This is a genomic window from Pseudomonas sp. GW821-FHT04C07, from assembly GCF_059420325.1.
The window spans coordinates 201,293-223,689 of record NZ_JBWKTM010000010.1 but is presented as its reverse complement, the minus strand read 5'-3'; the positions used below and the strand labels follow the sequence as shown (position 1 = coordinate 223,689).

Annotated in this window: 21 protein-coding genes; 15 read left to right on the top strand and 6 right to left on the bottom strand. The window is 60.1% G+C overall.

Going from position 1 to position 22,397, the window contains the following annotated elements; all coding sequences use genetic code 11:
* Positions 1-48 precede the first annotated feature (48 nt).
* Genes peaB through peaD form a run of 3 tightly spaced genes read left to right on the top strand, consistent with a single transcriptional unit; the run spans position 49 to position 2,961 of the window.
* Positions 49-1,479, top strand: coding sequence for a quinohemoprotein amine dehydrogenase maturation protein (gene peaB / locus AC07UI_RS19590; protein WP_494994058.1), 1,431 nt, complete (start codon positions 49-51; stop codon positions 1,477-1,479).
* 1 nt (position 1,480) lies between these two features.
* A complete protein-coding gene (gene qhpC / locus AC07UI_RS19585; RefSeq protein WP_489071896.1) occupies positions 1,481-1,804 on the top strand; it encodes a quinohemoprotein amine dehydrogenase subunit gamma in 324 nt (107 codons plus the stop codon).
* A 38-nt stretch (positions 1,805-1,842) separates the two neighbouring features.
* Positions 1,843-2,961: a quinohemoprotein amine dehydrogenase subunit beta gene (gene peaD, locus AC07UI_RS19580; RefSeq protein WP_494994057.1), complete on the top strand. Its 1,119-nt coding sequence runs from the start codon at positions 1,843-1,845 to the stop codon at positions 2,959-2,961.
* A 47-nt stretch (positions 2,962-3,008) separates the two neighbouring features.
* Here the strand turns inward: peaD and AC07UI_RS19575 are convergent, their stop codons facing one another.
* Positions 3,009-3,407: a GFA family protein gene (locus AC07UI_RS19575; RefSeq protein WP_494994056.1), complete on the bottom strand. Its 399-nt coding sequence runs from the start codon at positions 3,405-3,407 to the stop codon at positions 3,009-3,011.
* A gap of 159 nt (positions 3,408-3,566) precedes the next feature.
* Here AC07UI_RS19575 and AC07UI_RS19570 point away from each other — a divergent pair, with 159 nt between their 5' ends.
* A complete protein-coding gene (locus AC07UI_RS19570) occupies positions 3,567-4,055 on the top strand; it encodes an SRPBCC family protein (RefSeq protein ID WP_494994055.1) in 489 nt (162 codons plus the stop codon).
* 261 nt (positions 4,056-4,316) lie between these two features.
* Here the strand turns inward: AC07UI_RS19570 and AC07UI_RS19565 are convergent, their stop codons facing one another.
* Entirely contained in the window at positions 4,317-4,442 is a 126-nt protein-coding gene (locus AC07UI_RS19565; RefSeq protein WP_494994054.1) for a hypothetical protein, read from the bottom strand.
* A gap of 78 nt (positions 4,443-4,520) precedes the next feature.
* Positions 4,521-5,210, bottom strand: coding sequence for an isonitrile hydratase (gene inhA, locus AC07UI_RS19560; RefSeq protein WP_494994053.1), 690 nt, complete (start codon positions 5,208-5,210; stop codon positions 4,521-4,523).
* A 112-nt stretch (positions 5,211-5,322) separates the two neighbouring features.
* Here inhA and AC07UI_RS19555 point away from each other — a divergent pair, with 112 nt between their 5' ends.
* A complete protein-coding gene (locus AC07UI_RS19555) occupies positions 5,323-6,330 on the top strand; it encodes a GlxA family transcriptional regulator (RefSeq protein WP_494994052.1) in 1,008 nt (335 codons plus the stop codon).
* Between the two features lie 185 nt (positions 6,331-6,515).
* Positions 6,516-6,824, top strand: coding sequence for a class I SAM-dependent methyltransferase (locus tag AC07UI_RS19550; RefSeq protein WP_494994051.1), 309 nt, complete (start codon positions 6,516-6,518; stop codon positions 6,822-6,824).
* Positions 6,825-6,835: 11 nt separating this feature from the next.
* Here the strand turns inward: AC07UI_RS19550 and AC07UI_RS19545 are convergent, their stop codons facing one another.
* The 3 genes from AC07UI_RS19545 to AC07UI_RS19535 form a co-directional block, all read right to left on the bottom strand.
* Positions 6,836-7,597, bottom strand: coding sequence for an enoyl-CoA hydratase (locus AC07UI_RS19545; protein ID WP_494994050.1), 762 nt, complete (start codon positions 7,595-7,597; stop codon positions 6,836-6,838).
* Between the two features lie 72 nt (positions 7,598-7,669).
* Positions 7,670-8,287 (bottom strand): helix-turn-helix domain-containing protein, encoded by a 618-nt coding sequence (locus AC07UI_RS19540; RefSeq protein ID WP_494994049.1) that lies wholly within the window; start codon positions 8,285-8,287, stop codon positions 7,670-7,672.
* Between the two features lie 102 nt (positions 8,288-8,389).
* On the bottom strand, positions 8,390-10,351 hold the full coding sequence (locus tag AC07UI_RS19535) for an oxidoreductase (protein ID WP_494994048.1): 1,962 nt from the start codon (positions 10,349-10,351) through the stop codon (positions 8,390-8,392).
* A gap of 214 nt (positions 10,352-10,565) precedes the next feature.
* On the opposite strand from AC07UI_RS19535, the gene AC07UI_RS19530 reads away from it, so the two are divergent.
* From AC07UI_RS19530 to AC07UI_RS19490, 9 genes are all read left to right on the top strand, one after another.
* Entirely contained in the window at positions 10,566-11,615 is a 1,050-nt protein-coding gene (locus AC07UI_RS19530; RefSeq protein ID WP_494994047.1) for an ABC transporter substrate-binding protein, read from the top strand.
* A gap of 142 nt (positions 11,616-11,757) precedes the next feature.
* Positions 11,758-12,405: a TetR family transcriptional regulator C-terminal domain-containing protein gene (locus AC07UI_RS19525; RefSeq protein WP_494994046.1), complete on the top strand. Its 648-nt coding sequence runs from the start codon at positions 11,758-11,760 to the stop codon at positions 12,403-12,405.
* Positions 12,406-12,496: 91 nt separating this feature from the next.
* Positions 12,497-13,216, top strand: a complete 720-nt coding sequence (locus AC07UI_RS19520) for a response regulator (protein ID WP_494994045.1) — start codon at positions 12,497-12,499, stop codon at positions 13,214-13,216.
* A 5-nt stretch (positions 13,217-13,221) separates the two neighbouring features.
* The gene (locus AC07UI_RS19515) at positions 13,222-13,995 is read left to right on the top strand and encodes a substrate-binding periplasmic protein (protein ID WP_494994044.1); all 774 of its coding nucleotides are present in this window, start codon (positions 13,222-13,224) and stop codon (positions 13,993-13,995) included.
* Positions 13,992-16,253, top strand: coding sequence for an ATP-binding protein (locus AC07UI_RS19510; RefSeq protein WP_494994043.1), 2,262 nt, complete (start codon positions 13,992-13,994; stop codon positions 16,251-16,253). The genes AC07UI_RS19515 and AC07UI_RS19510 overlap by 4 nt, the downstream gene beginning before the upstream one ends.
* Positions 16,254-16,464: 211 nt before the next feature.
* Complete coding sequence (locus AC07UI_RS19505) at positions 16,465-17,877, top strand: amino acid permease (RefSeq protein WP_494994042.1); 1,413 nt, start codon at positions 16,465-16,467, stop codon at positions 17,875-17,877.
* A gap of 353 nt (positions 17,878-18,230) precedes the next feature.
* Entirely contained in the window at positions 18,231-19,022 is a 792-nt protein-coding gene (locus tag AC07UI_RS19500) for an enoyl-CoA hydratase/isomerase family protein (RefSeq protein ID WP_494994041.1), read from the top strand.
* Positions 19,023-19,113: 91 nt separating this feature from the next.
* Positions 19,114-20,274: an acyl-CoA dehydrogenase family protein gene (locus AC07UI_RS19495; protein ID WP_494994040.1), complete on the top strand. Its 1,161-nt coding sequence runs from the start codon at positions 19,114-19,116 to the stop codon at positions 20,272-20,274.
* 18 nt (positions 20,275-20,292) lie between these two features.
* Positions 20,293-22,392, top strand: a complete 2,100-nt coding sequence (locus AC07UI_RS19490; RefSeq protein ID WP_494994039.1) for an acetate--CoA ligase family protein — start codon at positions 20,293-20,295, stop codon at positions 22,390-22,392.
* Positions 22,393-22,397 lie beyond the last annotated feature (5 nt).

The following is a 22,397-nucleotide window of genomic DNA, read 5'->3' as shown; positions in this document are numbered from 1 at the left end:
AGGAATGACCGCAGACCCTGAATAACCGGGTTTGCACAGGAGGTTGCGATGGGCGCTGTTTTGAATCTGATCGAGCGGAATCTGCACGAAGTGCATGTCGATGCCGACCGCATGTTGTTCCACATTCCGAGCAGTTCGCTGTTTGCCAGCGATGAACTGACGGGCACGATTATCGATACCTTGCGCGGTCCCGGTTGCTCGTCCGACGACCTGATCGAGCGCCTGGCCGCGCGCTACGGCGGCGAGGAAATCACCGAGACCCTGCGCGAGCTGATCGCCCTGGAACTGGTCAGCGACGGTTCGCCGCTGACCCCGGACATCGGCGTCAAACGGGTCGAGCGCACGGCGATCAATACCGTGGTGCTGAACGTCAACACTGGCTGTAATCTGAGCTGCACCTACTGCTACAAGGAAGACCTCGACAAGCCGTCGGCCGGTAAGAAAATGGACGTCGAAACGGCGATCGCTTCAGTGGAAATGCTGCTGCGCGAATCCCCGGATGAAGAGCGATTCACTGTGGTGTTCTTTGGCGGCGAGCCGCTGAGCAATCGCAAGCTGATCGAATACATGGTCGACTACTGCGAGAAGCGTTTTTCCGAGGCCGGAAAATTCGTTGAGTTCGTCATGACCACCAACGCGACGTTGCTCACCGAAGAGACCGTCGACTACCTGAATGCTCACCGCTTCGGTTTGTCAGTGAGCATCGATGGCCCGAAAACCGTGCACGACCGCAACCGTATCACCGTGGGCGGGCAGGGTACGTACGACGTGGTCCGGCGCAAGGCCGAGATGCTCTTGTCGCGCTACAACAGCCGCCCGGTGGGCGCGCGAGTGACCCTGACCACAGGCGTCACCGACGTCGAAACCATCTGGGATCACCTGTTCAATGAGCTGGGCTTTGCCGAAGTCGGATTCGCCCCGGTGACCTCCGGCGACATCAGCAGCTTCAACCTGTCCAGCGAGGAGCTGATTGAAGTCTTCGCCAACATGAAAAAACTCGGTCGGCGTTATCTGGAAGCGGCACTGGAGCACCGCAATATTGGTTTCTCCAACCTGCACCAGTTAATCACCGACATCCACGAAGGCCACAAAAAAGCCCTGCCGTGCGGTGCGGGTCTGAAGATGCTGGCGGTGGATCACAAAGGCGAGCTCAACCTGTGCCACCGTTTTACCGGTTCGTCGTTACCGACGTTCGGCAACGTCCACAGCGGGGTGAAGCAGGTCGAGTTGAACGACTTCCTGTCCCAGCGTCTGGACCGCACCAACACCGGTTGTGAAGACTGCCACATCCGCAACCTGTGCTCCGGCGGCTGCTACCACGAAAGCTACGCCCGCTATGGCGACCCGACGCACCCGACCTATCACTACTGCGAGTTGATGCGTGACTGGGTCGACTTCGGCATCCAGGTCTACACCCGGATCATGGCCCACAACCCTGCGTTCATCAGCAGCTACATCACTCCGCGCAAGGCTCACTGATATGAAACATCTCAAGGCAATCAACAACAAAGCCCAGAAGCTCGATCAGGCCGCGGCCGAAAACCGTATCGAAGAAGTGGTGGCGATGAACTCCGTCGCCGGCTGCGCCTCGACCACCGACCCCGGTTGGGAGATCGACGCCTTTGGCGGCGTGTCGTCGCTGTGCCAGCCGATGGAGGCTGACCTTTACGGTTGCTCCGACCCCTGCTGGTGGCCGGCCCAGGTGCCGGACATGATGAGCACCTACCCGGACTGGAACAAAGATGCGCAAGCCTCCAACGAGAGCTGGCGCAATCTGGGGACTGTTTTTCCGAAAGACAAATAGTTCCCGAAAGACAAATAATCCCACAGAAGGATTCCAGCATGCTTCGCACCAATGTCTGCGGCCTTGCCGCTTCCGCCATTCTGGGCGTGTGTTCGTTCACGGCACTGGCCGATGAAAACCCGATTCTCGAAACCGGTCACGAGTACATGTTGACCACCAATTACCCGAACAACCTGCACGTCATCGACCTTAAGACCGACAGTCTGTACAAGACCTGCAAACTGCCGGACGCCTTCGGCCCGGGCACTATCCAGCTGTCCCCGGATCGCAGGATTGCCTACGTGCTGAACAACCATTACGCGGATGTTTACGGCGTCGAGCTGGATAGCTGCAAGCAGGTATTCCACGCCAGCATCACCCAACAACCGGGTGAGAAAGCGCGCTCGATGTTCGCCTTCACCGTCAGCCACGACGGCAAGGAGCTCTACACCGTCGCCAATCCGACATTGATGCGCAGTGACCATTACGAAGTGCAGGCGCCAAGGCTGGATGTCTACGCCACCGACGCCGGCATGAGCGCCAAACCGGTCCGCAGCTTCCCGGCGCCACGGCAGCTCACCATCATGCAAAGCGGCGATGACGGCACGCTCTATGTGGCAGGCGCGGACGTCTACAAGGTCGACGTGAAAACCGGAAAATTCGACGTGCTGATCCCCAGCCGCCACTGGAAACGTCCGTTGTACAGCCCGCCGGACGTGCTCTACGTGTGGAACCAGCAAACCTATCGGCATGACTTCTCGCTGCTCTACACCGCAGCGAAATTCAAAGACAAAAAGGAAGACCCGGCGACCGCCGAGCTCCTTTACGGCCTGTTCAGCATCGACTTGAAAACCGGCAAAACCGAAACCACCGACTTCGGACCGTTGACCGAAATCTATTTCAGCGGCATGCGCTCACCCAAAGACCCGAACCTGATGTTCGGCGTCCTCAACCGGTTGGCCAAGTACGATATCAAGCAGAAGAAACTGCTCCAGTCGACAACCCTGGATCACTCCTACTACTGCATCTCGTTCAATAAGGAAGGCAGCAAGATCTACCTGGCCGGGACCTTCAATGACGTGGCGATTTTTGATGCCGACAGCCTGAAGCAGGTGGGCAGTATCAAAATGCCGGGTGGGGATATGGCGATTACCACGGCACAGGTGTTTGTGCGCTGATGGTCAAACCGGCTGCTCTCGGATGAGAGGGTAGCCGGCCACGGGTTTCACTCTTGCCATTCTGGCCAGGACACTACCGCTTCATACTCAAGCCACGGCACATCATGGGACGTCCATATGTGCGCCTGTGGCTTGATTCCCGGATCGTCATCGAGCGTCGCGACGCGAACAATCACATGAGGCTGACCCAAACGCTGTGCCACTAAATGGGAACCGCAGACAGAGCAGAAGTGTCGCAGTTTTCCCGGTGAAGATTCGAAGGATGAAAGCTTGTCCTGACCTTTGACCCAGCGAAAGTGTTCTCGCATGACGCCTGCCGTGGAAGCAAAAGCGGCGGCGTGAGCTTTGCGACAGGTGTGGCAATGGCAGTGGCTGATCGGCATGTCGAGGCTATCGAGCTGGTATTCGATGGTTTTGCACAGGCAACTGCCTTTGAGGGTATTCACGGATTCATCCTTGTATCTACTTTTAATGACGATTACCGGCCATATGGGGGGATTAATGGCCAAACTTCCCGACGTTTGCCGATAGTTGAGAATACCTGATGTAACGTGAGGGTTGCTCCCCGGGACGGGCAGGCCTACTGTTCATTCAGGAGGATTGCTATGAACACATCATCAGATCACATTGAAAGAAAGGTCTTGCTCAACGTGCCGCGCTCATTGGTCTGGCGTGCGCTAGCGGATGCTGAAGCCTTCGGTGACTGGTTCGGCGTGGCGCTCAAAGGGCAACGCTTCGTCGCGGGCCAGCGTACCCAAGGGAAAATCACCTATCCGGGGTACGAACATCTTGTGTGGGATGTACTGGTCGAGCGTCTCGAGCCGGAGCTGGTTTTTTCCTTCCGTTGGCATCCTTATGCCGTGGATCCCGGTGTCGACTATTCGGCGGAGCCCACCACGCTGGTGCGGTTTGAGCTGGAAGACCTGGGGGACTCGGAGGATCCGGAGGACCCGGACGCCGGCACCTTGCTGCGGGTAGTGGAGTCCGGTTTCGACGACATCCCGGCGGAGCGTCGTCTGAAAGCCTTCCGCATGAACAGCAGGGGCTGGGACGAGCAGATGAGCAACATTGAGACGTATCTCGCTGCGCATTGAGGTTATCCAAAACGGTGCGCCGATCGTCATTTACTGCACGACGGCGCGGTTATGGCGAAAGGCTTACACGCGGTCGATGGAATGTCGTCTGTTGACGCTTGGGCATTGAGCCTAATCTACATCCATCAACTGAAGCGAAGGACGCGCTCAGGGTCATGGATGACCGACCATTTGCATGGAATGCAGCCGACAGGATGTCGTAATGGTCTTGAAAAACCCGCTTCGGCGGGTTTTTTGTTATCTGCTGAAAAGTCCGCAGCTTCAGACCTCGACCACCTCGCGCAGGGTTTCCAGCGCCCGTTTCAACATTGGCAGCCCGATCGCCCCCCGCAGTGCGTGGGGCACATGGGCGGTCGCCGCAAACGGTTCTGCCGTTGTCACCATCACGCCCTTACGCTTTAGCTCGGCGACGACACTTTCCGCGCGCAGGCCTCCCTCGCCACAGATTGTGTGTTCGGCGCAGCTTTACCAGTTGTGACTCAGCTGCTGCGCAACCCGATCGACAACCTCACCACGTAGCTTGCGCGATTGCGCCGAGCGCCGATTGGCTTCCTCCAGCACCGCGCGCGGTGCAGTCTGCGGGCTGCCGGAGTCGAACGGTGGAGCAGGAGCGTATTCGAGCTGCAGCTGCACCAGTTGCGCCGTGTCTTCGCCGAACAATTCACTGGCCAGGCTCAGCGCGAAATCGATTCCGGCGGTAATGCCTCCGCCGGTCAGCAAGTTGCCGTCGCGCACCACACGCTCGCGTATTGGAATGGCGCCCAACGGGCCAAGCAACTCGTGGTAAGCCCAATGAGTGGTTGCACGTTTGCCGCGTAGCAGTCCTGCGGCGCCCAGCACCAGGGCGCCGGTGCAGACCGAGGTGATATAGCGCGCATGGCTGGCCTGACGTTTGATGAAGTCCAGGGTCTCGGTGTCTTCCATCAGCGGTTCGACACCGGAACCGCCGGGAATGCAGATCACGTCCAGGGGCGGGCAGTCGTCGAAGCGGGTGGTCGGGATCAACATCAGGCCGGTGCTCGAACTCACCGGTTCGAGGTCCTTCCAGATCAAATGCACGGTGACGTCCGGCAGCGAGGCCAGCACATCATAAGGCCCGGTCAGGTCGAGTTGCTGAACCTGTGGAAACAACAGAAAACCGATCTGCAGCGTCATTGCACAATCCTCGTGGTCGATCCAATGCACTCACCCGGCATGGGTGGACGACTTCACTCTATCGACGTAGGATTTGGCGTATACGCCAATAAGCCCACGATTTACGCCAGTCATGACGACCCAACCGAAAACTGTTTATGTGCTGGCCTTTGCCAACGTGCAAGTGCTCGATGTGACCGGGCCGTTGCAGGTCTTCGCTTCGGCCAATGATCTGGCCCGTCAGCAAGGTTTGCCGCAGCCCTATGCGCCGACGGTGATTGCCGCGCAGACGGGACCGGTGATGTCTTCAGCCGGGCTGGCGCTGGTGGCCGATCCGCTGCCGGCGAAGGACCGGCCGTGCGACACACTGATTATCGCTGGAGGCTGGGGCGTCTACGCGGCGGCCGAAGACGCCAGCCTGGTTGAGTGGGTACGCCAGCAGGCATCAGTATCGCGACGGGTTGCTTCGGTCTGCACCGGCGCTTTTCTACTGGCTGCCAGCGGTTGGCTCGACGGTCGGCGCGTGGTCACCCACTGGACCCGCTGTGAACAGCTTGCACAGAAACATCCGCAACTGCGGGTCGAGCCCAACCCGATCTTCATCAATGACGGCCCGGTCTGGACCTCGGCCGGGGTGACCGCCGGTATCGACCTGGCACTCGCCCTGGTCGAAGAAGACCTCGGCCGAGCCATGGCCCTGGAGGTTGCACGGCAACTGGTGGTGTTTCTCAAACGCCCAGGTGGGCAGTCGCAATTCAGCGTGACCTTGTCCCTGCAAAAAGACGGCAATCGCTTCGACGAGCTCCACGCCTGGATCGCCGAAAACCTGGCCATGGAACTCAACATCCCGACCCTGGCGCTACAAGCCGGGATGAGTGACCGCAGCTTTGTGCGGCATTACCGGGCCGAGACGGGTCAGACTCCGGCTCGCGCGATTGAGTTGATTCGGGTGGAGACCGCGCGGCGCTTGTTGTGTGATACCGGCGTGCCGATCAAGCGGGTGGCGGCGCAGTGCGGGTTTGGCAGTGAAGAGACGCTGCGGCGCAGTTTCTTCAGGGCCATGGGTGTGACACCTCAGGCTTATCGAGAGCGGTTTTCAACGGAGGACGTCGGGCAGCAGAGTGATCATCGAGATTCTTGACACTGCACCATCGGCTTCTCTAGGATGCTGCTCATGCGCCGATTTAAACAGCTACTTGCGGGGCGCCAGGTGACTCAAAGGGTTACCGACAGAAGCTTGAAACAGGCTTCGAAATACCGCTAAAGCGCTGGTTCGGTGTTGCCTCTCACCTGCCATGCAGACTTTTGAGGCAGAGACTCGACACGATGAATGCACTTCGCCCCCTTATACGTCTGGCGCCGATCACGGCGGACCTCACCCAGCGCAATCCAAAAATCCTTCTTGGCGGTAAACATCAACCCACTTTGCTGCGCTATCTCGATGGCTGGCCGCGACGCACCGGTGGTCCTTCGGCTTTTCTGATTCAGTTTGTCGAAGACGGGGAGTCGCTGGCGCGCTTTGCCAGCAACAGTTTCGATCTGGCGGTGATTCAGGCACCCAGCGCCGAGCACGCGGCAGAAGTCATCAAGCAACTGACGCGAATCGCCCGGCAAGGGTTGATTACCCGCCGCTGAGGCCAGTGGGTTCAGGCATTGGCGCTACTGCGTTGCAGCATGGCGTTCAACGCGTCCTTGGCTTCGGTGCTGTTCAGACGTTCGATAAACAGCAGGTTTTCCCTGCGCAGGGTTTCCTCCAGTTCCTTCAGCACTGGCTGCTTAAGCAGCCGTTTGCTGTGCAACAGGGACTCGCGAGGCAGGGCCAACAGTCGATCGGCCATCCGTTGTGCTGCGGCCAGACATTGTTCGCCGTCGTCCAGCACTTCATTGGCCAGCCCCCAAGCCACCGCCTGAGTGCCGTCCAGGCCGTCCCCCCAGAGCAGCAGTCGGGCGGCTCTGGCATGGCCGAGCATGCGCGGTAACAGCAGGCTTGCACCGAATTCAGGGCACAAGCCAAGGTTCACGAAGGGCATGCGCAGTTTGGTATTACGGGTGACCAGCACCTGATCGCAATGCAGCAGGAGGGTGGTGCCGATACCGATGGCAGCGCCGCAGACCGCGGCGATCAACGGCTTGTCCAGATGGATGACCGCGTCCATGAGACGGAACGCCGGGCTATTCAGATGGGTCGGTGGATCCTGGAGAAAGTCCTGCAGGTCGTTGCCACTGGTAAAGCACTGTTCGCCCCCGGTGATGATGACCACGGCAGTCTCGGGGTCTTCGGCGGCAGCAAACAGCAGGTCGGCCAGACGGGTGTACATGCTGTTGCTCAGGGCATTGAGCTTGTCCGGACGGTTGATGGTCAGGGTCAACAGTCCGCCGCTTTGGTTGCACTTGATCAGGTCGTTCATGGGGTCGCCTTTGCTGGATTTCACTGTCCGGAACACCACGGGTTCCGGCAGTTTCTTGTTGTTTTTGGCGCTTCAAAAGGTCGGCGGGGTGATTACCCAGATCACCACCGCATCGACCTCACCGGGATTGCCATAACGGTGAGGTTCCTGGCTGGAAAAACTGAAACTGTCGCCTTCATTGAGCTGAAAATAGCGCTCGCCGACCCACAGCTCAAAGTTGCCGGAGAGCAGGTATCCGGCTTCCTCGCCTTCATGGCAATAGCTCTGCTGGCTGTAAGTGCCTGGCGGAAAGCGCGAATGCAGGATCTCCAATTGACGATTGGGTTGCGGGGTCAGCAACTGGTCAACGATGCCGTCTTCGTAATGCACGCTCATTCGGCTGTTCTTGCGGACCACGTAACCACTGTCCTCGGGGGCCGTGCTGGCTTCGCTGGCGAAGAACCACTGGATGGTGACGCCCAGGCTGCGGGCGATGTTGAACAACGCCGGAATCGAGGGGTAAGCCAGATTGCGTTCGAGCTGGCTGATATAGCCTGCCGTCAGCTCGCTCATCTCAGCCAGGGCGGTCAGGGTCATGCCCCGGCGTTTGCGCAGCCCGCGAATCCGCGTGCCCAGAAAGTGCGGCTCTGTTGCGCCGCTCTGTTTGGCGGACGCGGCGCTGGCAGGCGGCAGGTTGCTGCTGTTGCTCATTGCGTGCTCCGAACCGAGTGTTGGCTGAGCGTCTGAAACGCTCGAGCCTGCCGATGGCACGTCAGCGAGGGCGCTGACAAGGGCCCGGAGTATAAAGCAGCCTCAGAGGTCCCAGGCAACCTTCAACCCTTCATAAATCGCTTCTTCGGCCGTGCGCGGTGCCAGGCAGTCGCCGATCCGGCGAAATTCCACCAACCCCTGCAGTTGCGCGCCCAGCGTATCCACCGGCTGATGGCCCTGGCACAGCACCAGGGTGTCGATGTCTTCGAACATGATCGGCTCTGCACTGGCGGTGTGTTGCATGTAGACGGTGCTGTCATCGCAGCCGTACAGACGGGCATAGGGCGTGATCGGAATGCCCAGCCGATGCAGCTCACCGACCAGTTGATCGCGCACGTACAGCGGCAGGTTTTCCCCGCAATGGGTGCCGTTGACCGCCAGTTGCACCTGATGCCCTGCGCGCACCAGACGTTCGGCGACGCCGGGGCCGATCCAGTCGCAACGCCAGTCGACGACGAGCACCGAACGCCCGAGCCTGACCTCGTCGCGCAGCACCTGCCAGGCATCCACCACTTGCAGTTCGCCGCCGCGTTCGAAAGCCGGCCAGTAGGGTTCGGCACCGGTTGCAACGATCACCAGATCCGGCTGTTCGCGCTCGACCAGTGCCCGGTCGACGCGGGTGTTGCGCACCACCCGTACGCCGGCCAGTTCCATTTCCCGCTGCAAGTTGGTGCTGGCGCCGCCGAATTCGCTGCGCCGAGGCAGCAGTTGCGCCAGCAGGACCTGCCCGCCGAGCTGCGAACTGGCTTCATAGAGCGTGACCTCATGCCCGCGCTCGGCGGCCACGGCGGCCGCCTTCATCCCGGCCGGACCGCCGCCGGCGATCATGATGCGCTTGCGTTTGGTGGTCGGCTGCAGGGAGCCGAAAACCAGTTCACGACCGGTTTCCGGGTGCTGAATGCAGGAAATCGGCAAGCCTTTGTGGAAGTGCCCGATGCACGCCTGATTGCAGGCGATGCAGGCTCGAACATCTTCGCTGCGCCCGGCGTCGGTCTTGTTCGGCATTTGCGGGTCGCAGATCAGTGCGCGGGTCATGCCGCACACATCGGCCTGACCGCGAGCAATGATCAGTTCGGCCTCCTGCGGCTGGTTGATGCGTCCAGTGACGAACAGCGGAATCGACAGGCTGGCCTTGAACGTCCCGGCCTCCTTGGCCAGATAGGCCGGTTCGATGGCCATCGGCGGCACGATATGCACCGCACCGCCCAAAGACGCCGAGGTCCCCGCGACGATGTGCACGTAATCCAGGTACTGCTGCAGTGACTTGACCGCCGCCAGCGACTCGTCTTCGGTCAGGCCCTCGGGGTCGCGTTCGTCGGCGGAGATGCGCAAGCCGATGATGAACTGCTCGTCAGTGTTCGCGCGCACCACCGCAATGACTTCGCGCAGAAACCGCAGGCGCTGTTGCAGGTCGCCGTTGTAACCGTCGGTGCGTTGGTTGACGCGTGGGTTGATGAATTGCGCGGGCAGGTAACCATGGCTGGCGACCACTTCCACACCGTCCAGCCCGGCTTGATACAAACGCCGGGCCGCTGCGCCATAGCCGGCGACGATGTCGTCGATCATCGCCTGATCAAGCGCGCGCGGCATGACCCGAAAGCGTTCGTTGGGCACCGCCGAAGGCGAGTAGGCGACGGCCAGCAGGCCATCGCTGGACTCCATGATTTCCCGCCCCGGATGGAAGATCTGCGAGAGCACCACGGTGCCATGGGCATGACAGGTTTCGGCCAGTTTTCGGTAGCCCTCGATGCAGGCGTCGTCGGTGGCCATCAGCACATGGGAGGTGTAGCGCGCGCTGTCATGCACCCCGGCAACTTGCAGCACGATCAGGCCCACGCCGCCCTCGGCACGCGCCCGGTGATAGGCGATCAATTGCTCGTTGACCAGATTGTCGGTCGGCATCGACGTGTCGTGACCGCTGGACATGATGCGGTTTTTGAGGCGCTTGCTACGGATCTGCAGCGGTTCGAAGAGGTGCGCAAACGCTTGGTTTGAAGTCGGCATGGTGTGGTACTCCAAGCTAGCCGAGGCCGGTAAACAGGATTTTCGGCGTTGTTATTATTCCGCTATAGAAATTTACCCTCAGTAAAAAATCAACTTGTTTTTTTAATTGTGGATGAGTAGCTTCAATCCGCACCCACTCCTGGGGTGAACCTCACCAAAATAAAAACGGGTCACGGCAGCGCTCGCTGAGTGATACCAGCACGAGGAACCACTGATGAAGTCGAATACGCTCAAGCACGGTTTTTATCCTTTGATTCTCACCCTCGCCATGGGCCTGGGTAGTGCTCAAGCAGAACAGGACATGGTGGTGGTCGGTTATGGCGGTGTCGGTCAAAAAGCCCAGGATGTGGCTTTCTTTCAACCCTTCAGCGCAGCGGACGGCAGCAAGCTGATCCAAAGCGAATACAACGGCGAGATGGCCAGGATCAAGGTGATGGTCGACACCGGCAACGTCGATTGGGACGTGGTGCAGATCGAAGGCCCGGATCTGATGCGCGGCTGCGATGAGGGCATGTACGAGCGACTCGACTGGAAGAAACTTGGACGAGAGGACCAGTTGATTCCCGATGCGGCACAAGCGTGCGGTTCTGCCGCGTTGGTATGGAGCGTGGCGATTGCTTACGACACCGACAAACTGGCGCAGGCACCGGCTTCATGGGCGGACTTCTGGGATGTACAGAAAATCCCCGGCAAGCGCGGGTTGCGTAAACGCGCGGTATATAACCTTGAGTTCGCCTTGTTGGCGGACGGGGTGAAAGTCGAGGACGTGTATTCGGTATTGAGCACACCCGCGGGCGTAGATCGTGCGTTCGCCAAACTGACTGAACTCAAACCCTATATCCAGTGGTGGGAAGCCGGCGCGCAACCGGCGCAATGGCTGATCTCCGGAGACGTGGTGATGACCTCAACCTACAGCGGGCGCATCGCCGCCGCCGCGCAGGGCGGCAGTCATCTGGGGCTGGTCTGGCCTGGGAGCCTGTACGGCATGGACTACTGGGCAATCATCAAAGGCTCAACACATGTGGACCAGGCCAAAAGGTTCATTGCTTTCGCCAACCAGTCCGACGCGCAGATCAAGTATGTCGAGCAGATTCCTTACGGGCCAACCAACACGCAAGCGGCGGCGCGCCTGGATCCCAAGCTGGCCCAATGGGTGCCGACCGCACCGCAGAACCTGATCGGTGCACTGTCGATGAATGTGCCGTTCTGGGTCGATCACGGTGAAGAACTCGAAGAGCGCTTCAATGCCTGGGCGAGCAAATAGGCGCAGACCTTAATGCCCGTAGCAGCTGCTACGGTTCGCGTGGCAAGCCCCCTCGCCACAGTTCGAGTTCCTGTTGTACAGTCGTTCAGCTTAGTGGCTGCAAACAACCAGCCCAACGACTGATCCCAGGAGATTGACCACAATGACTCAGGAAGCCCGCTTTTCCCGAATGGAGCCGGAGTTGCGCAAGGCCAACCTGATCGAGGCGACGCTGGTGTGTCTCAAACGCCACGGCTTCCAGGGCGCTTCGATCCGCAAGATATCCGCGCAGGCGGGGGTTTCGGTCGGGCTGATCAGTCATCACTATTCAGGCAAGGATGAACTGGTGGCCGAAGCCTACATGGCGGTCACCGGTCGAGTCATGAGCCTGCTACGCGAAGCCATGGAACAAGCCGCACCCAATGCGCGCGAGCGTTTGTCGGCGTTCTTTCGCGCATCGTTCTCGGCCGAAATGCTTGATCCGCAATTGCTGGATGCCTGGCTGGCGTTTTGGGGCGCGGTAAAGACCGCCGAGGCGATCAACCTCGCCCACGAGCATTCCTACGGTGAATACCGCGCCGAGCTGCGCAAGGTGTTGAACGATCTGGCGCAGGAAGAGGGCTGGGAAGACTTCGATGCCGACCTTGCCGCTATTGGTTTGAGCGCGCTGCTCGACGGCTTGTGGCTGGAGTCGGGACTCAACCCCGGCACGTTCACCCCGAATCAGGGCATCCAGATTTGCGAAGCCTGGGTCGACGGTTTGCAAGCGGGCGGTCGCCAGCGTTTCCGGCTGCAGACGGAGGGCTGTTGATCGACCGTTCAGCAATGGATACTCTCTGCCGCTGATGCAGGAAAAACTCTAATAAGAAACGCGCCTTCGGGCACAGGCAGGACAACAAGCGATGACTCCTCGGGTACTGATCGTCGACGACGATCCGCTGATTCGCGAACTCCTTCATGCTTACCTCTCGCAGGAAGGCTACGAAGTGCACTGCGCCGCAACCGCGGAACTGGCCGAAACCTTTCTGGCAACCACCCCTGTCGATCTGGTGATGCTGGACATCCGGCTACCGGGCAAGGATGGCCTGACCCTTACCCGCGAGCTGCGCGTACGCTCGGAGGTCGGGATCATCCTGATTACCGGGCGCAACGACGAAATCGACCGCATCGTCGGCCTCGAATGCGGCGCCGATGATTATGTGATCAAACCCCTCAACCCGCGTGAACTGGTGTCTCGGGCGAAAAACCTGGTGCGCCGGGTTCGCCATGCCCAGGTGCACAAGCCGGCGACGGTGCTGCCTCGTCAGCAAGTCAAACAGTTCGCTGCCTGGGCGCTGGATACCGATCGCCGACGCTTGATCGATCAAGCCGGTGGCGAAACCCTGCTGACCCATGGTGAATACCAGTTGCTCAGTGTGTTTTTGCGCAACAGTGGCCATACCTTGAGTCGCGACCAGTTGATGGATCAGATCCGCAACCGTGAATGGGTGCCCAATGACCGCTCCATCGACGTCCTGGTGGGGCGCTTGCGGCGCAAACTGCATGACGATCCCGCCGAACCGCAATTGATCATTACCATCCATGGCGCAGGTTATTTGTTCACCGCCAGTGAGGCTGCCTGAACGGCATGTTGCGGCTGCTCTGGCTGCTGTTGGCGCTGGCGGGTACAAGCGCTGCGGCGGCCGAGCGAATTCGTTATTGCGATTATCCGGTCTACCCGCCGATTTCCTGGAGCGACGGCAAACAGGTGCGCGGCCTTGCGCCCAGCGTGGTCAAAAGCTTGTTTGGTCAGCTGGGTTATGAGGTCGACATCGTCGTGCTGGGCAACTGGAAGCGCTGCTTGCTGGACGCCGCCGAAGGCCGCGTCGACGTGGTCCTGGCCTACAGCACGGCGCAACGCGAGCAGAGCATGCGCTTCTCGACGGTGCCGGTGTTGCGCGAAGAAGTCGCGGTGTTCGTCAATCGCCAACATCCGGTGAAGTTCGAACGGCTTGAAGACCTGGGCAACTACCGTGGCGGTTTACTGTTCGGTGAAAGCTATGGGCTGGACTTCGATCGTTTCGTCGCTCAGCACGGCAATATCGAATGGGTGTCCGACAGTCGACAGAACTTCGGCAAACTGATTCGCGGCAGGATCGACTTCATCACTCAGGAGCGACGCACCGGGCAGCTGTTCGTTGAACACTTGCCGGGCGCCGCAGACATCGAGGCATTGCCCAATTCGTTGAGCGTGGACTATTTGCGGGTCGCGGTGTCACGCCGTTCCGCACTGGCCGAACGCATGCCCGATATCGACGCCCAACTGCAGCGGATGGTCGACTCCGGCGAGATCGAACGTTGGCTGAACGAAAGTGAAGCCACCTACCGAGACATGATCAACCTGCCGGCGGATGCGCAATGAAACGCACCAATCCCAGCGGCCTGTTGCGGCGTTTGCTGCTGTTCATCCTGCTGTTCAGCCTCTGTTTCACCCTCCTCGCCAGCACCGTGCAGTTGTACTTCGAGTACCGCCGTGAAATGCGTGATATCGATTCGCGCATGGAACTGATCCGGGCCGGCTACCTGGCAAGTCTGGAGCGCAGCCTCTGGGATCTCAACCAGGAGCAGTTGAATGTGCAATTACGCGGGTTGGTGGATTTTTCCGATGTGGCCCGCGTGCGTTTGAGCAGCCCTGACTTTGACCTGCTGCAAGGCAGTTCATCTGCACCGGGGGCGTTGCGCATCGAGCGTTTCGAGCTGAACTATCAGCCGCCGGCCGGCCCATCGCGGCATCTGGGCGAGCTGGAAGTCAGTACCGATCTGGGGGCGGTGTATCGCCGTTTGTACGCCACCGGGCTGACCAGCCTGTTATGGATGAGCGTGTTCCTCTGCGGTCTGGCGGTTGCGCTTTCGGGGTTGTTCTACCGTTTGGTGACCCGACATCTGCAGGTCATGGCCGATTTTGCCCGGCGAATTGCCGCCGGAGACTGGCACGAGCCTTTGCGGCTGGATAAAAGCAGCACCGGTACCGAGGACGAAATCGATACCGTGGCTCACGCGCTCGATGACATGCGCCGGGCAATCCTTAGCGATATCGACCGGCGCGAAGTCGACCGTCTGGCACTGCAAGACAAGCGTGACGAACTGCAGAAAATGGTCGAGCGACGCACCGCGAGTCTGCTGCGCGCCAAGGACGATGCCGAAGCGGCCAACCTCGCCAAGTCGCGCTTCCTCGCCACCATGAGCCATGAACTGCGCACGCCGCTCAATGGCATTCTTGGCATGGCTGAACTGCTGCGCGGCGCCCGCCTCGAGGAGCGCGATGGTAAACGTCTGGAAGCTTTGTATAAGGCCGGCGAAGGTTTGCTGACGATTCTCAACGAAGTGCTGTATTTCGCCCGGCTGGAAGAAGGTGAAAGCCATCCGGAGCTCGTCGATTTCTCCGTCAGGCAACTGATCGATGAAGTGCTGACGCTGCTTGAGCCGAGGGCGTTGAGCAATGGCACTCAATTGCATTGCCGGTTTGATCCGCAGGTCGCAGATTGTTGCCACGGTGCCGAGCAGTTTTTGCGTCAGGTGTTGAGCAATCTCCTGGCCAATGCCGTCAAGTTCACCGAGGCAGGGCAGATCACCGTTGACGTCGCGCTGCTGGCTGCTGGTGATCTGATAACCGGACAGCGCCTGCGTTTCAGCGTGACCGACAACGGCATCGGCATCGCGGCAGCGGTGCAGGAAAAGATTTTCGAGCGTTTCACTCAAGCCAGCGAAGACGTGGCGCAGCGTTATGGCGGCACCGGATTGGGATTGGCGATCAGTAAACATCTGGTGGAAGTTCTTGGCGGGCGCATCGGTGTCGACAGCCAGGAGGGGCAGGGCAGCTGTTTCTGGTTCGAGCTGACCCTGCAACCGGTCGTGGGGGTTGCGAACGCCACCGCCACCAGTGCGCCGGGCCAGGCCCTGAGCATTCTGGTGGTCGAAGACGTGGCGCTGAACCGCGATGTGGTCAGCGGCTTGCTGGAGCGGGATGGGCATCGGGTCAGTCTCGCCGAAGATGCCGAGCAGGCTTTGGAGTGCTGCCGCAAGCAATCCTTCGAGTTGATTCTGCTGGATGTGCATCTGCCGGGAATGAGCGGCGTCGAGCTGTGCAGACTGATCCGCAGCACGTCTGGGCCCAATCAACACAGCCGTATTTTCGCTCTGACCGCCAGCGTGCAGCCGACCTTGGTACGCGGTTATCTGGATGCCGGTATGCAGGGCATTCTCGGCAAACCGTTGAAACTCGAAAGTCTGCGCCAGGCATTGGCCGGTGAATCGCCCATGCCCGAGCCTGCGCTGGAACACGAGTTGATGGACTGGCAGTTGCTGCACACCCATCGCACCTTGCTCGGCGAACAAAAACTTCACGGCCTGCTGAAGGTGTTGCGCGACTCGATTGCCCAGCATCGCACGGCGCTTACGGAAGCCATCGAGGCGGGTGACTGCACGGAAGTGGCGCATCTGGCCCATCGTTTGGCCGGGAGCAGCGATTCGCTGGGGTTCCGCGCCTTGGCCGATGTCCTGCGAGCCTTCGAGGAGGCCGCACTGATCAACGACACCGTGGCGATACACGCGCTGGTGCCGCAGTTCCATGGGGTGTTGCAGCGTTCGCAAGGGGTGCTGGCAGACGTGTTGAATGCCTGACGCACAAATTCGTTACGACTTATTACATCTTTGATCTTTGCGTACAACGCGAACTTACATGGCTTTCCAATAATCGGGACAACCGCGCCGGACGCGGTCTTCGAAGCTTATTGGAGATAATAATAATGAACTGCCGTAAAGCTGATCTTTCCCCGCGCGATGACCTCCTGTCATCCACCGCGCACCTCGCCCAGTTTTAAGAGGTGCCGTCATGAGCGAATCTATCGAACGAAAAGGCGTACACCTGACCCGAGCCTTGAAAAGCCGGCACATTTTCATGCTGTCGCTGGGCGGGGTCATCGGCACGGGGCTGTTCATGGGCTCGGGTGTCACCATCAACCAGGGCGGGCCAGTGGGCGCCATTCTGGCTTACCTGGTGGCCGGCTTTCTGATGTATCTGGTGATGGTCTGCCTCGGCGAGCTGTCGGTGGAAATGCCGGTTTCCGGATCCTTCCAGACCCACGCCACCAAGTACATCGGGCCTGCCACCGGCTTTATGATTGGCTGGGTTTACTGGATGAGCTGGGCAACCACAGTCGGTCTGGAATTCACCGCGGCGGGCATGTTGATGGTGCGCTGGTTCCCGACCATCCCCATCTGGTACTGGTCGGCGCTGTTCGTGGTGGTGTTGTTTGGGCTGAACGCCTTGGCGACCCGTGCTTTCGGTGAAGCGGAATACTGGTTCTCCGGCATCAAGGTGGCGGCAATCCTCGGCTTTATCATCGTTGGCGTGCTGGTGATTTTCGGCGCGATACCGCTGACCAGTGGTGCCCCGGCGCCGATGATGACCAATCTGATCGGTGACTCGCTGTTCCCCAACGGGCTCTCTGCGGTGTTCGCGGTGATGATGACCGTGGTGTACGCCTTCCAGGGCTGCGAAATCATGGGGGTTGCCGCTGGCGAAACCGATCAGCCGGAGAAAAGTATTCCCAGGGCTGTGCGCAACGTGGTGTTCCGCGTGCTGATCTTCTATGTGCTGGCGATTGTGGTGCTGTCGGCCATCGTGCCATGGCACCAGGCCGGCTTGATGGAAAGCCCGTTCGTGCAGGTGTTCGACATGGTCGGCATTCCTTACGCCGCGGACCTGATGAACTTCGTGATCCTGACGGCGATTCTGTCGGTCGGTAACTCGGGGCTGTACGCTTCGACGCGGATCCTTTGGGCCATGTCGAAAACCGGTATGGCACCCAAAAGCCTGTCGCCATTGAGCTCTCGCGGCGTGCCGTTGCGTGCTCTGAGCATCACCCTGTGCTTTGCGCTGGTGTCGCTGATGACCAGCTTCGTCGCTGCCGACACCCTGTTCATGGTGCTGATGGCCGTGAGCGGCATGTCCGGCACTGTGACCTGGATCGTGATCGCCCTGGCGCAATACAAATTCCGCCGTGCGTACATCAAGGGCGGCGGCAAACTCAGCGATTTGAAATACCGTGCGCCGTGGTTCCCGTTCCTGCCGCTGCTGTGCATCGCTTTGTGCTGCTCGCTGTTCGTCTTCCTGGCCCTCGACGAGACCCAACGTCCGTCGCTGTATTGGGGCTTTGGTTTTATCGCCATCTGCTACGGCGCTTACTTCATGACCAACCGTAAACGTCAAGCGGCTCTGGCGCAGGCCCTGCCAACGGTTTGAGCCAACAAACAAAAAACCTGTAGGAGCGAGCTTGCTCGCGATAGCGGACTGACAGTCAACATCCCCGTTGAATGTGATGTCGTCATCGTCGGAACGCCGCCCGGAGCAAGCTCGCTCCTGCATTTCATCATCCCCCAGATTCCTCAATCGCAAGCAGCCGCCGTGGTCAGTTGTTCAAAGATGTAACAGCTTTTTCGGCGGATATTCGAAATCTATAATTTTTTTCTTTTAAAACAATAAGTTATTTAATTTTAAGGGCTGTTACAGACCCCTTGGCCGCAGGATTGCCGCCTTACTGAACAGTCGTTTAGTATGAGTGCCATGTCGTCAATCACAATAATTCGAGGACTCGTATGACTACTCAATCTTCTCTGCTCAGTCAGGTCGAAGCGGGCGTTGCCTGGATCACCCTCAACCGCGCACCACAACGCAATGCGCTGGATATCCCGACGCTGAAAAGCCTTCACGCCTTGCTCGATCAATTCAACGCGGATCCTGCTGTGCGGGTCGTCGTTTTGACCGGCACTGGCCGCAGTTTTTGCGCCGGCGCCGATCTCGCTGAATGGGCTGAAGCCGAGGCACGTGGCGCACTGGAAAGCTACGGCTGGACAGAAACCGCCCACGCCATGATGAGCCGTCTGCACAGCCTCGATAAACCCACCATCGCCGCGATCAATGGCACCGCCGTCGGCGCCGGGATGGATTTGACGCTGTGCTGCGATGTGCGTCTCGCCGCGCAGTCCGCCCGGTTCAAGGCCGGTTACACCAGCATGGCGTATTCGCCGGATGCCGGTGCCAGCTGGCATCTGCCGCGTCTGATCGGTGTCGAGCAGGCCAAGCGTCTGTTGTTCCTCGATGAACTCTGGGGCGCCGATCGCGCCTTGGCGGCAGGCCTGGTCAGTGAAGTGTGTGCCGATGAGCAACTGCTGAGCGTGGCCGGCGAACTGGCCGCGCGTCTGGCCAGCGGCCCGACCTTCGCCTTCGCCCAGACCAAGAAACTGATGCGTGAAGGCGCCCAGCGCAGCTTGCCTGAACAACTGAGCGCGGAACTCGCCGCCGGTTTGCTCTGCGGTCGCAGTGAAGACGGCGCCGAAGCGTTGCGTGCGGCGATGGAAAAACGCGCGCCGGCCTTTGTCGGTAAATAGGTCGGCCAAACAGGGTCGACGACCAGGCGGGCTCTCCAGCCAACGAATAGAACGTCATCGAATACTCGGTTATCGAAGAGCAGGTAGCGCAATGAATTTCCAGCTGACCCAAGAACAAGAAATGTTGGTGGATGCGGTTCGCAGTTTTGTCGCCAAGGAACTGCTGCCCCATGAAGAAGCGGTCGATCGCGCCGATGAAGTCTCTCCGGAGCTGGCCGCACAGATTCGCGGCAAAGCTGTGGCGGCGGGTTTCTATGCCTTCAACATGCCGGAAGAGGTCGGCGGCGGCGGGCTCGACTACCTGTCCCAGGCGCTGATCGAACGCGAGCTGTCCAAGGTGTCGTGGGCGCTGCATGTGTTTGTCGCACGTCCGTCGAAAATCCTCATGGCTTGCACCGGCCAGCAGATTCAGGACTATCTGTTGCCGTGCATCCAGGGTGAAAAGATTGACTGCTTCGCCCTGACCGAACCGGGCGCCGGCTCTGACGCCAATGCCATCAAGACCCGCGCGGTGCGTGAGGGCGACGACTTTGTGTTGAACGGCAGCAAACACTTCATCAGCCATGCCGGGCACGCCGATTTCGCCATTGTCTTCGCCGTGACCGATACCTACGAACACAACGGTCGCAAGCGCAATGCCGTAACCTCGTTCCTGGTCGACCGCGACACGCCGGGCATGACCATTCGCCGTGGGCCCAAGTGCGTCAGCAACCGCGGTTATCACACCTATGAAATGTTCTTCGACGATTGCCGCGTACCCGCCTCCAAAGTGCTGGGCGAAGTCGGCAAGGGCTGGGACGTGGCCAACGCCTGGCTGACCGCCGGGCGGGTGATGGTTGCCGCCAACTGCGTCGGTCAGGCCCAGCGTGCGCTGGACGTGTCGCTGCAATGGGCGGCGGATCGCAAGCAGTTCGGTCAACCCATCGGTACCTATCAGGGGGTGTCGTTCAAGCTGGCCGACATGGCCACGCAAATCCGCGCGGCCGAGCTGTTGACCCTGCACACCGCCTGGAAAATGGATCAGGGCTCCATGACTGACGGCGAAGCCGGGATGGCCAAACTGTTCGCCAGTGAAGTGCTCGGTCGCGTGGCTGACGAGGCGGTTCAGATATTCGGGGGGATGGGCTTGATGGACGAAGGTCCGGTGGAGCGCATCTGGCGTAACGCCCGGATCGAACGGATCTGGGAAGGCACCTCGGAGATTCAGCGCCACATCATTTCCCGCGAGCTACTGCGGCCGCTGCTGCGCTGATCGGGTCGGAGAACGGTTATGTCCCAACACATTCGCGACAACCTCAAACGCCTGCTCGCGCCGCGCCACCTGGCGTTTGTCGGCGGCCGAAGCATGGCCCGTTCGCTCAAGCGCTGTGCTGAAGGCGGCTACCAGGGCCAGATGTGGCTGGTCAACCCGCAACACGACAGCCTTGAAGGCGTGCCGTGTGTGCGCAGCGTGGCAGAACTGCCGTGCGGCCCGGACGCGGTGTTCATTGCCACCAACCGCGAACTGACCTTGACCTGCGTCGCCGAGTTGGCGGTCAAAGGTGCAGGCGGAGCGATTTGCTACGCATCGGGTTTTGCCGAGACCGGCGCTGAAGGCCAGGCCTTGCAAGATCAGCTGCTCAAGGCCGCCGGCGACATGGCCTTGCTCGGCCCCAACTGCTATGGCTTGCTCGATTACCTGCACAGTTGCGCGCTGTGGCCGGTTGCCCATGGCGGCAAGACGGTCGAGAAAGGCGTGGCGGTACTGACCCAGAGCGGCAATTTTGCCTACAACCTGTCCATGAGTGATCGCTCGTTGCCGGTGGCCTACATGGCTTCAGTCGGCAACCAGGCGCAATTGGGCATCGCCGAGCTGATGGATGTGTTGCTCGACGAGCCGCGCGTCACGGCAATCGGCTTGCATCTGGAAGGATTGAAAAACGTTCCAGGCTTTGCCCGCGCGGCGCACAAGGCGCTGGAGAAGGGCATTCCGATCATCGCGCTGAAAACCGGTGTGTCGCAGCTCGGTGCTGAATTGGCCCTCAGCCATACCAGTTCGCTGGCCGGTTCCGATGCGCTGTACGACAGCCTGTTCGATCGCCTGGGGGTGATTCGCGTCAGTGGTCCGGTGAGTTTTGTCGAGACCCTAAAAGCCGCGGCCTGTGGCAATTTACCGGCTGGCAAGAGTCTGATCGCGCTGGCCTGTTCCGGTGGTGATGCCGGGCTGATCGCCGACTATGCCGAACGCAACGATTTGAGCCTGCCCACACTCGACGAAAGCCAGCGGCTCGAGCTGGATCAAGTGCTGCCCAGCTACGCCAACCTGGTCAATCCGCTGGATTTCACCACGGCGATATGGGGCAACCGCGAAGCGCTGGACAAGATGCTTGATAGCGCCCTGCGCACCGAAGCCGACGCCGCGATGTTGGTGCTCGATTACCCTTCTGAGGCGACCGGCGAGCGCAAGGAATGTGATCTGCTGCTGGAACTGTATTGCGCGGCGTTGACCCGTCACGGCAAGACCGGTTTCGTCACTTCAGCCTTTCCCGAGCTGCTTGCGGCCAGCGCCCGCGAGCGTTTGCATGCCCATGGCGTGGCGGCGTTGCAAGGCGTGGAAGATGCTTTGGCGGCGTGGGGGCGGATTGCCGGTTATCAGCACAATCGTCAGGTATTGCTTGCACGCGGAGAGTCGGCGTTGGTGCCGATTTGTCCACAGGCGCTGGAAGGTGAGGGGCAGTTGCTGGATGAATGGCAGTCCAAACAAGCCTTGCGAGCCTTTGGCCTGCCGACGCCGCAAGGCCTGCTGAGTACCCCAAGCGACGCGCTGACAGCGGCGAATTCGCTGGGTTATCCACTGGTGCTCAAGGCTGTCAGTGCCCAATTGCCGCACAAGACTGAAGCCGGTGCGGTGGCGCTGAACCTGCGCGATGCGCAGGCATTGAGCGACGCGCTGGAACAGATGCGCGCACGGATTGCCGACTACGCACCGGGGGTGCCGTTCGATCAAGTACTGCTGGAGCGCATGGCAACGCCGCCGTTGGCCGAATTGATCGTCGGTATCAAGCGTGAAACCCACTTCGGGCTGGCGCTGGTCATCGGTACTGGCGGGATTCTGGTGGAACTGCTCAAGGACAGCCGCAGCCTGCTGTTGCCGACCACCGACGGCGCCATTCGCGCTGCGTTGTCGAGCCTGCGCAGCGCACCATTGCTGCAAGGTTTTCGCGGTCGTGAAGCGGCGGATCTGGATGCGTTGGTCGCAGCGATCCGTGCTGTGGCGGACTACGCCTGTGAAAACGCGGGGCAGTTGCTCGAACTCGATGTGAACCCATTATTGGTCGGTGCCCAAGGCACGACTGCGGTCGATGCGTTGATTCGCTTCGGTCAAGCGTGAGGATA

What these genes read in the sequence shown, in the direction of transcription:
- peaB (WP_494994058.1), top strand. Translation starts at nt 49, where the DNA reads ATGGGCGCTGTTTTGAATCTGATCGAGCGGAATCTGCACGAAGTGCAT.
- qhpC (WP_489071896.1), top strand. Translation starts at nt 1,481, where the DNA reads ATGAAACATCTCAAGGCAATCAACAACAAAGCCCAGAAGCTCGATCAG.
- peaD (WP_494994057.1), top strand. Translation starts at nt 1,843, where the DNA reads ATGCTTCGCACCAATGTCTGCGGCCTTGCCGCTTCCGCCATTCTGGGC.
- AC07UI_RS19570 (WP_494994055.1), top strand. Translation starts at nt 3,567, where the DNA reads ATGAACACATCATCAGATCACATTGAAAGAAAGGTCTTGCTCAACGTG.
- inhA (WP_494994053.1), bottom strand. Translation starts at nt 5,210, where the DNA reads ATGACGCTGCAGATCGGTTTTCTGTTGTTTCCACAGGTTCAGCAACTC.
- AC07UI_RS19555 (WP_494994052.1), top strand. Translation starts at nt 5,323, where the DNA reads ATGACGACCCAACCGAAAACTGTTTATGTGCTGGCCTTTGCCAACGTG.
- AC07UI_RS19550 (WP_494994051.1), top strand. Translation starts at nt 6,516, where the DNA reads ATGAATGCACTTCGCCCCCTTATACGTCTGGCGCCGATCACGGCGGAC.
- AC07UI_RS19545 (WP_494994050.1), bottom strand. Translation starts at nt 7,597, where the DNA reads ATGAACGACCTGATCAAGTGCAACCAAAGCGGCGGACTGTTGACCCTG.
- AC07UI_RS19540 (WP_494994049.1), bottom strand. Translation starts at nt 8,287, where the DNA reads ATGAGCAACAGCAGCAACCTGCCGCCTGCCAGCGCCGCGTCCGCCAAA.
- AC07UI_RS19535 (WP_494994048.1), bottom strand. Translation starts at nt 10,351, where the DNA reads ATGCCGACTTCAAACCAAGCGTTTGCGCACCTCTTCGAACCGCTGCAG.
- AC07UI_RS19530 (WP_494994047.1), top strand. Translation starts at nt 10,566, where the DNA reads ATGAAGTCGAATACGCTCAAGCACGGTTTTTATCCTTTGATTCTCACC.
- AC07UI_RS19525 (WP_494994046.1), top strand. Translation starts at nt 11,758, where the DNA reads ATGACTCAGGAAGCCCGCTTTTCCCGAATGGAGCCGGAGTTGCGCAAG.
- AC07UI_RS19520 (WP_494994045.1), top strand. Translation starts at nt 12,497, where the DNA reads ATGACTCCTCGGGTACTGATCGTCGACGACGATCCGCTGATTCGCGAA.
- AC07UI_RS19515 (WP_494994044.1), top strand. Translation starts at nt 13,222, where the DNA reads ATGTTGCGGCTGCTCTGGCTGCTGTTGGCGCTGGCGGGTACAAGCGCT.
- AC07UI_RS19510 (WP_494994043.1), top strand. Translation starts at nt 13,992, where the DNA reads ATGAAACGCACCAATCCCAGCGGCCTGTTGCGGCGTTTGCTGCTGTTC.
- AC07UI_RS19505 (WP_494994042.1), top strand. Translation starts at nt 16,465, where the DNA reads ATGAGCGAATCTATCGAACGAAAAGGCGTACACCTGACCCGAGCCTTG.
- AC07UI_RS19500 (WP_494994041.1), top strand. Translation starts at nt 18,231, where the DNA reads ATGACTACTCAATCTTCTCTGCTCAGTCAGGTCGAAGCGGGCGTTGCC.
- AC07UI_RS19495 (WP_494994040.1), top strand. Translation starts at nt 19,114, where the DNA reads ATGAATTTCCAGCTGACCCAAGAACAAGAAATGTTGGTGGATGCGGTT.
- AC07UI_RS19490 (WP_494994039.1), top strand. Translation starts at nt 20,293, where the DNA reads ATGTCCCAACACATTCGCGACAACCTCAAACGCCTGCTCGCGCCGCGC.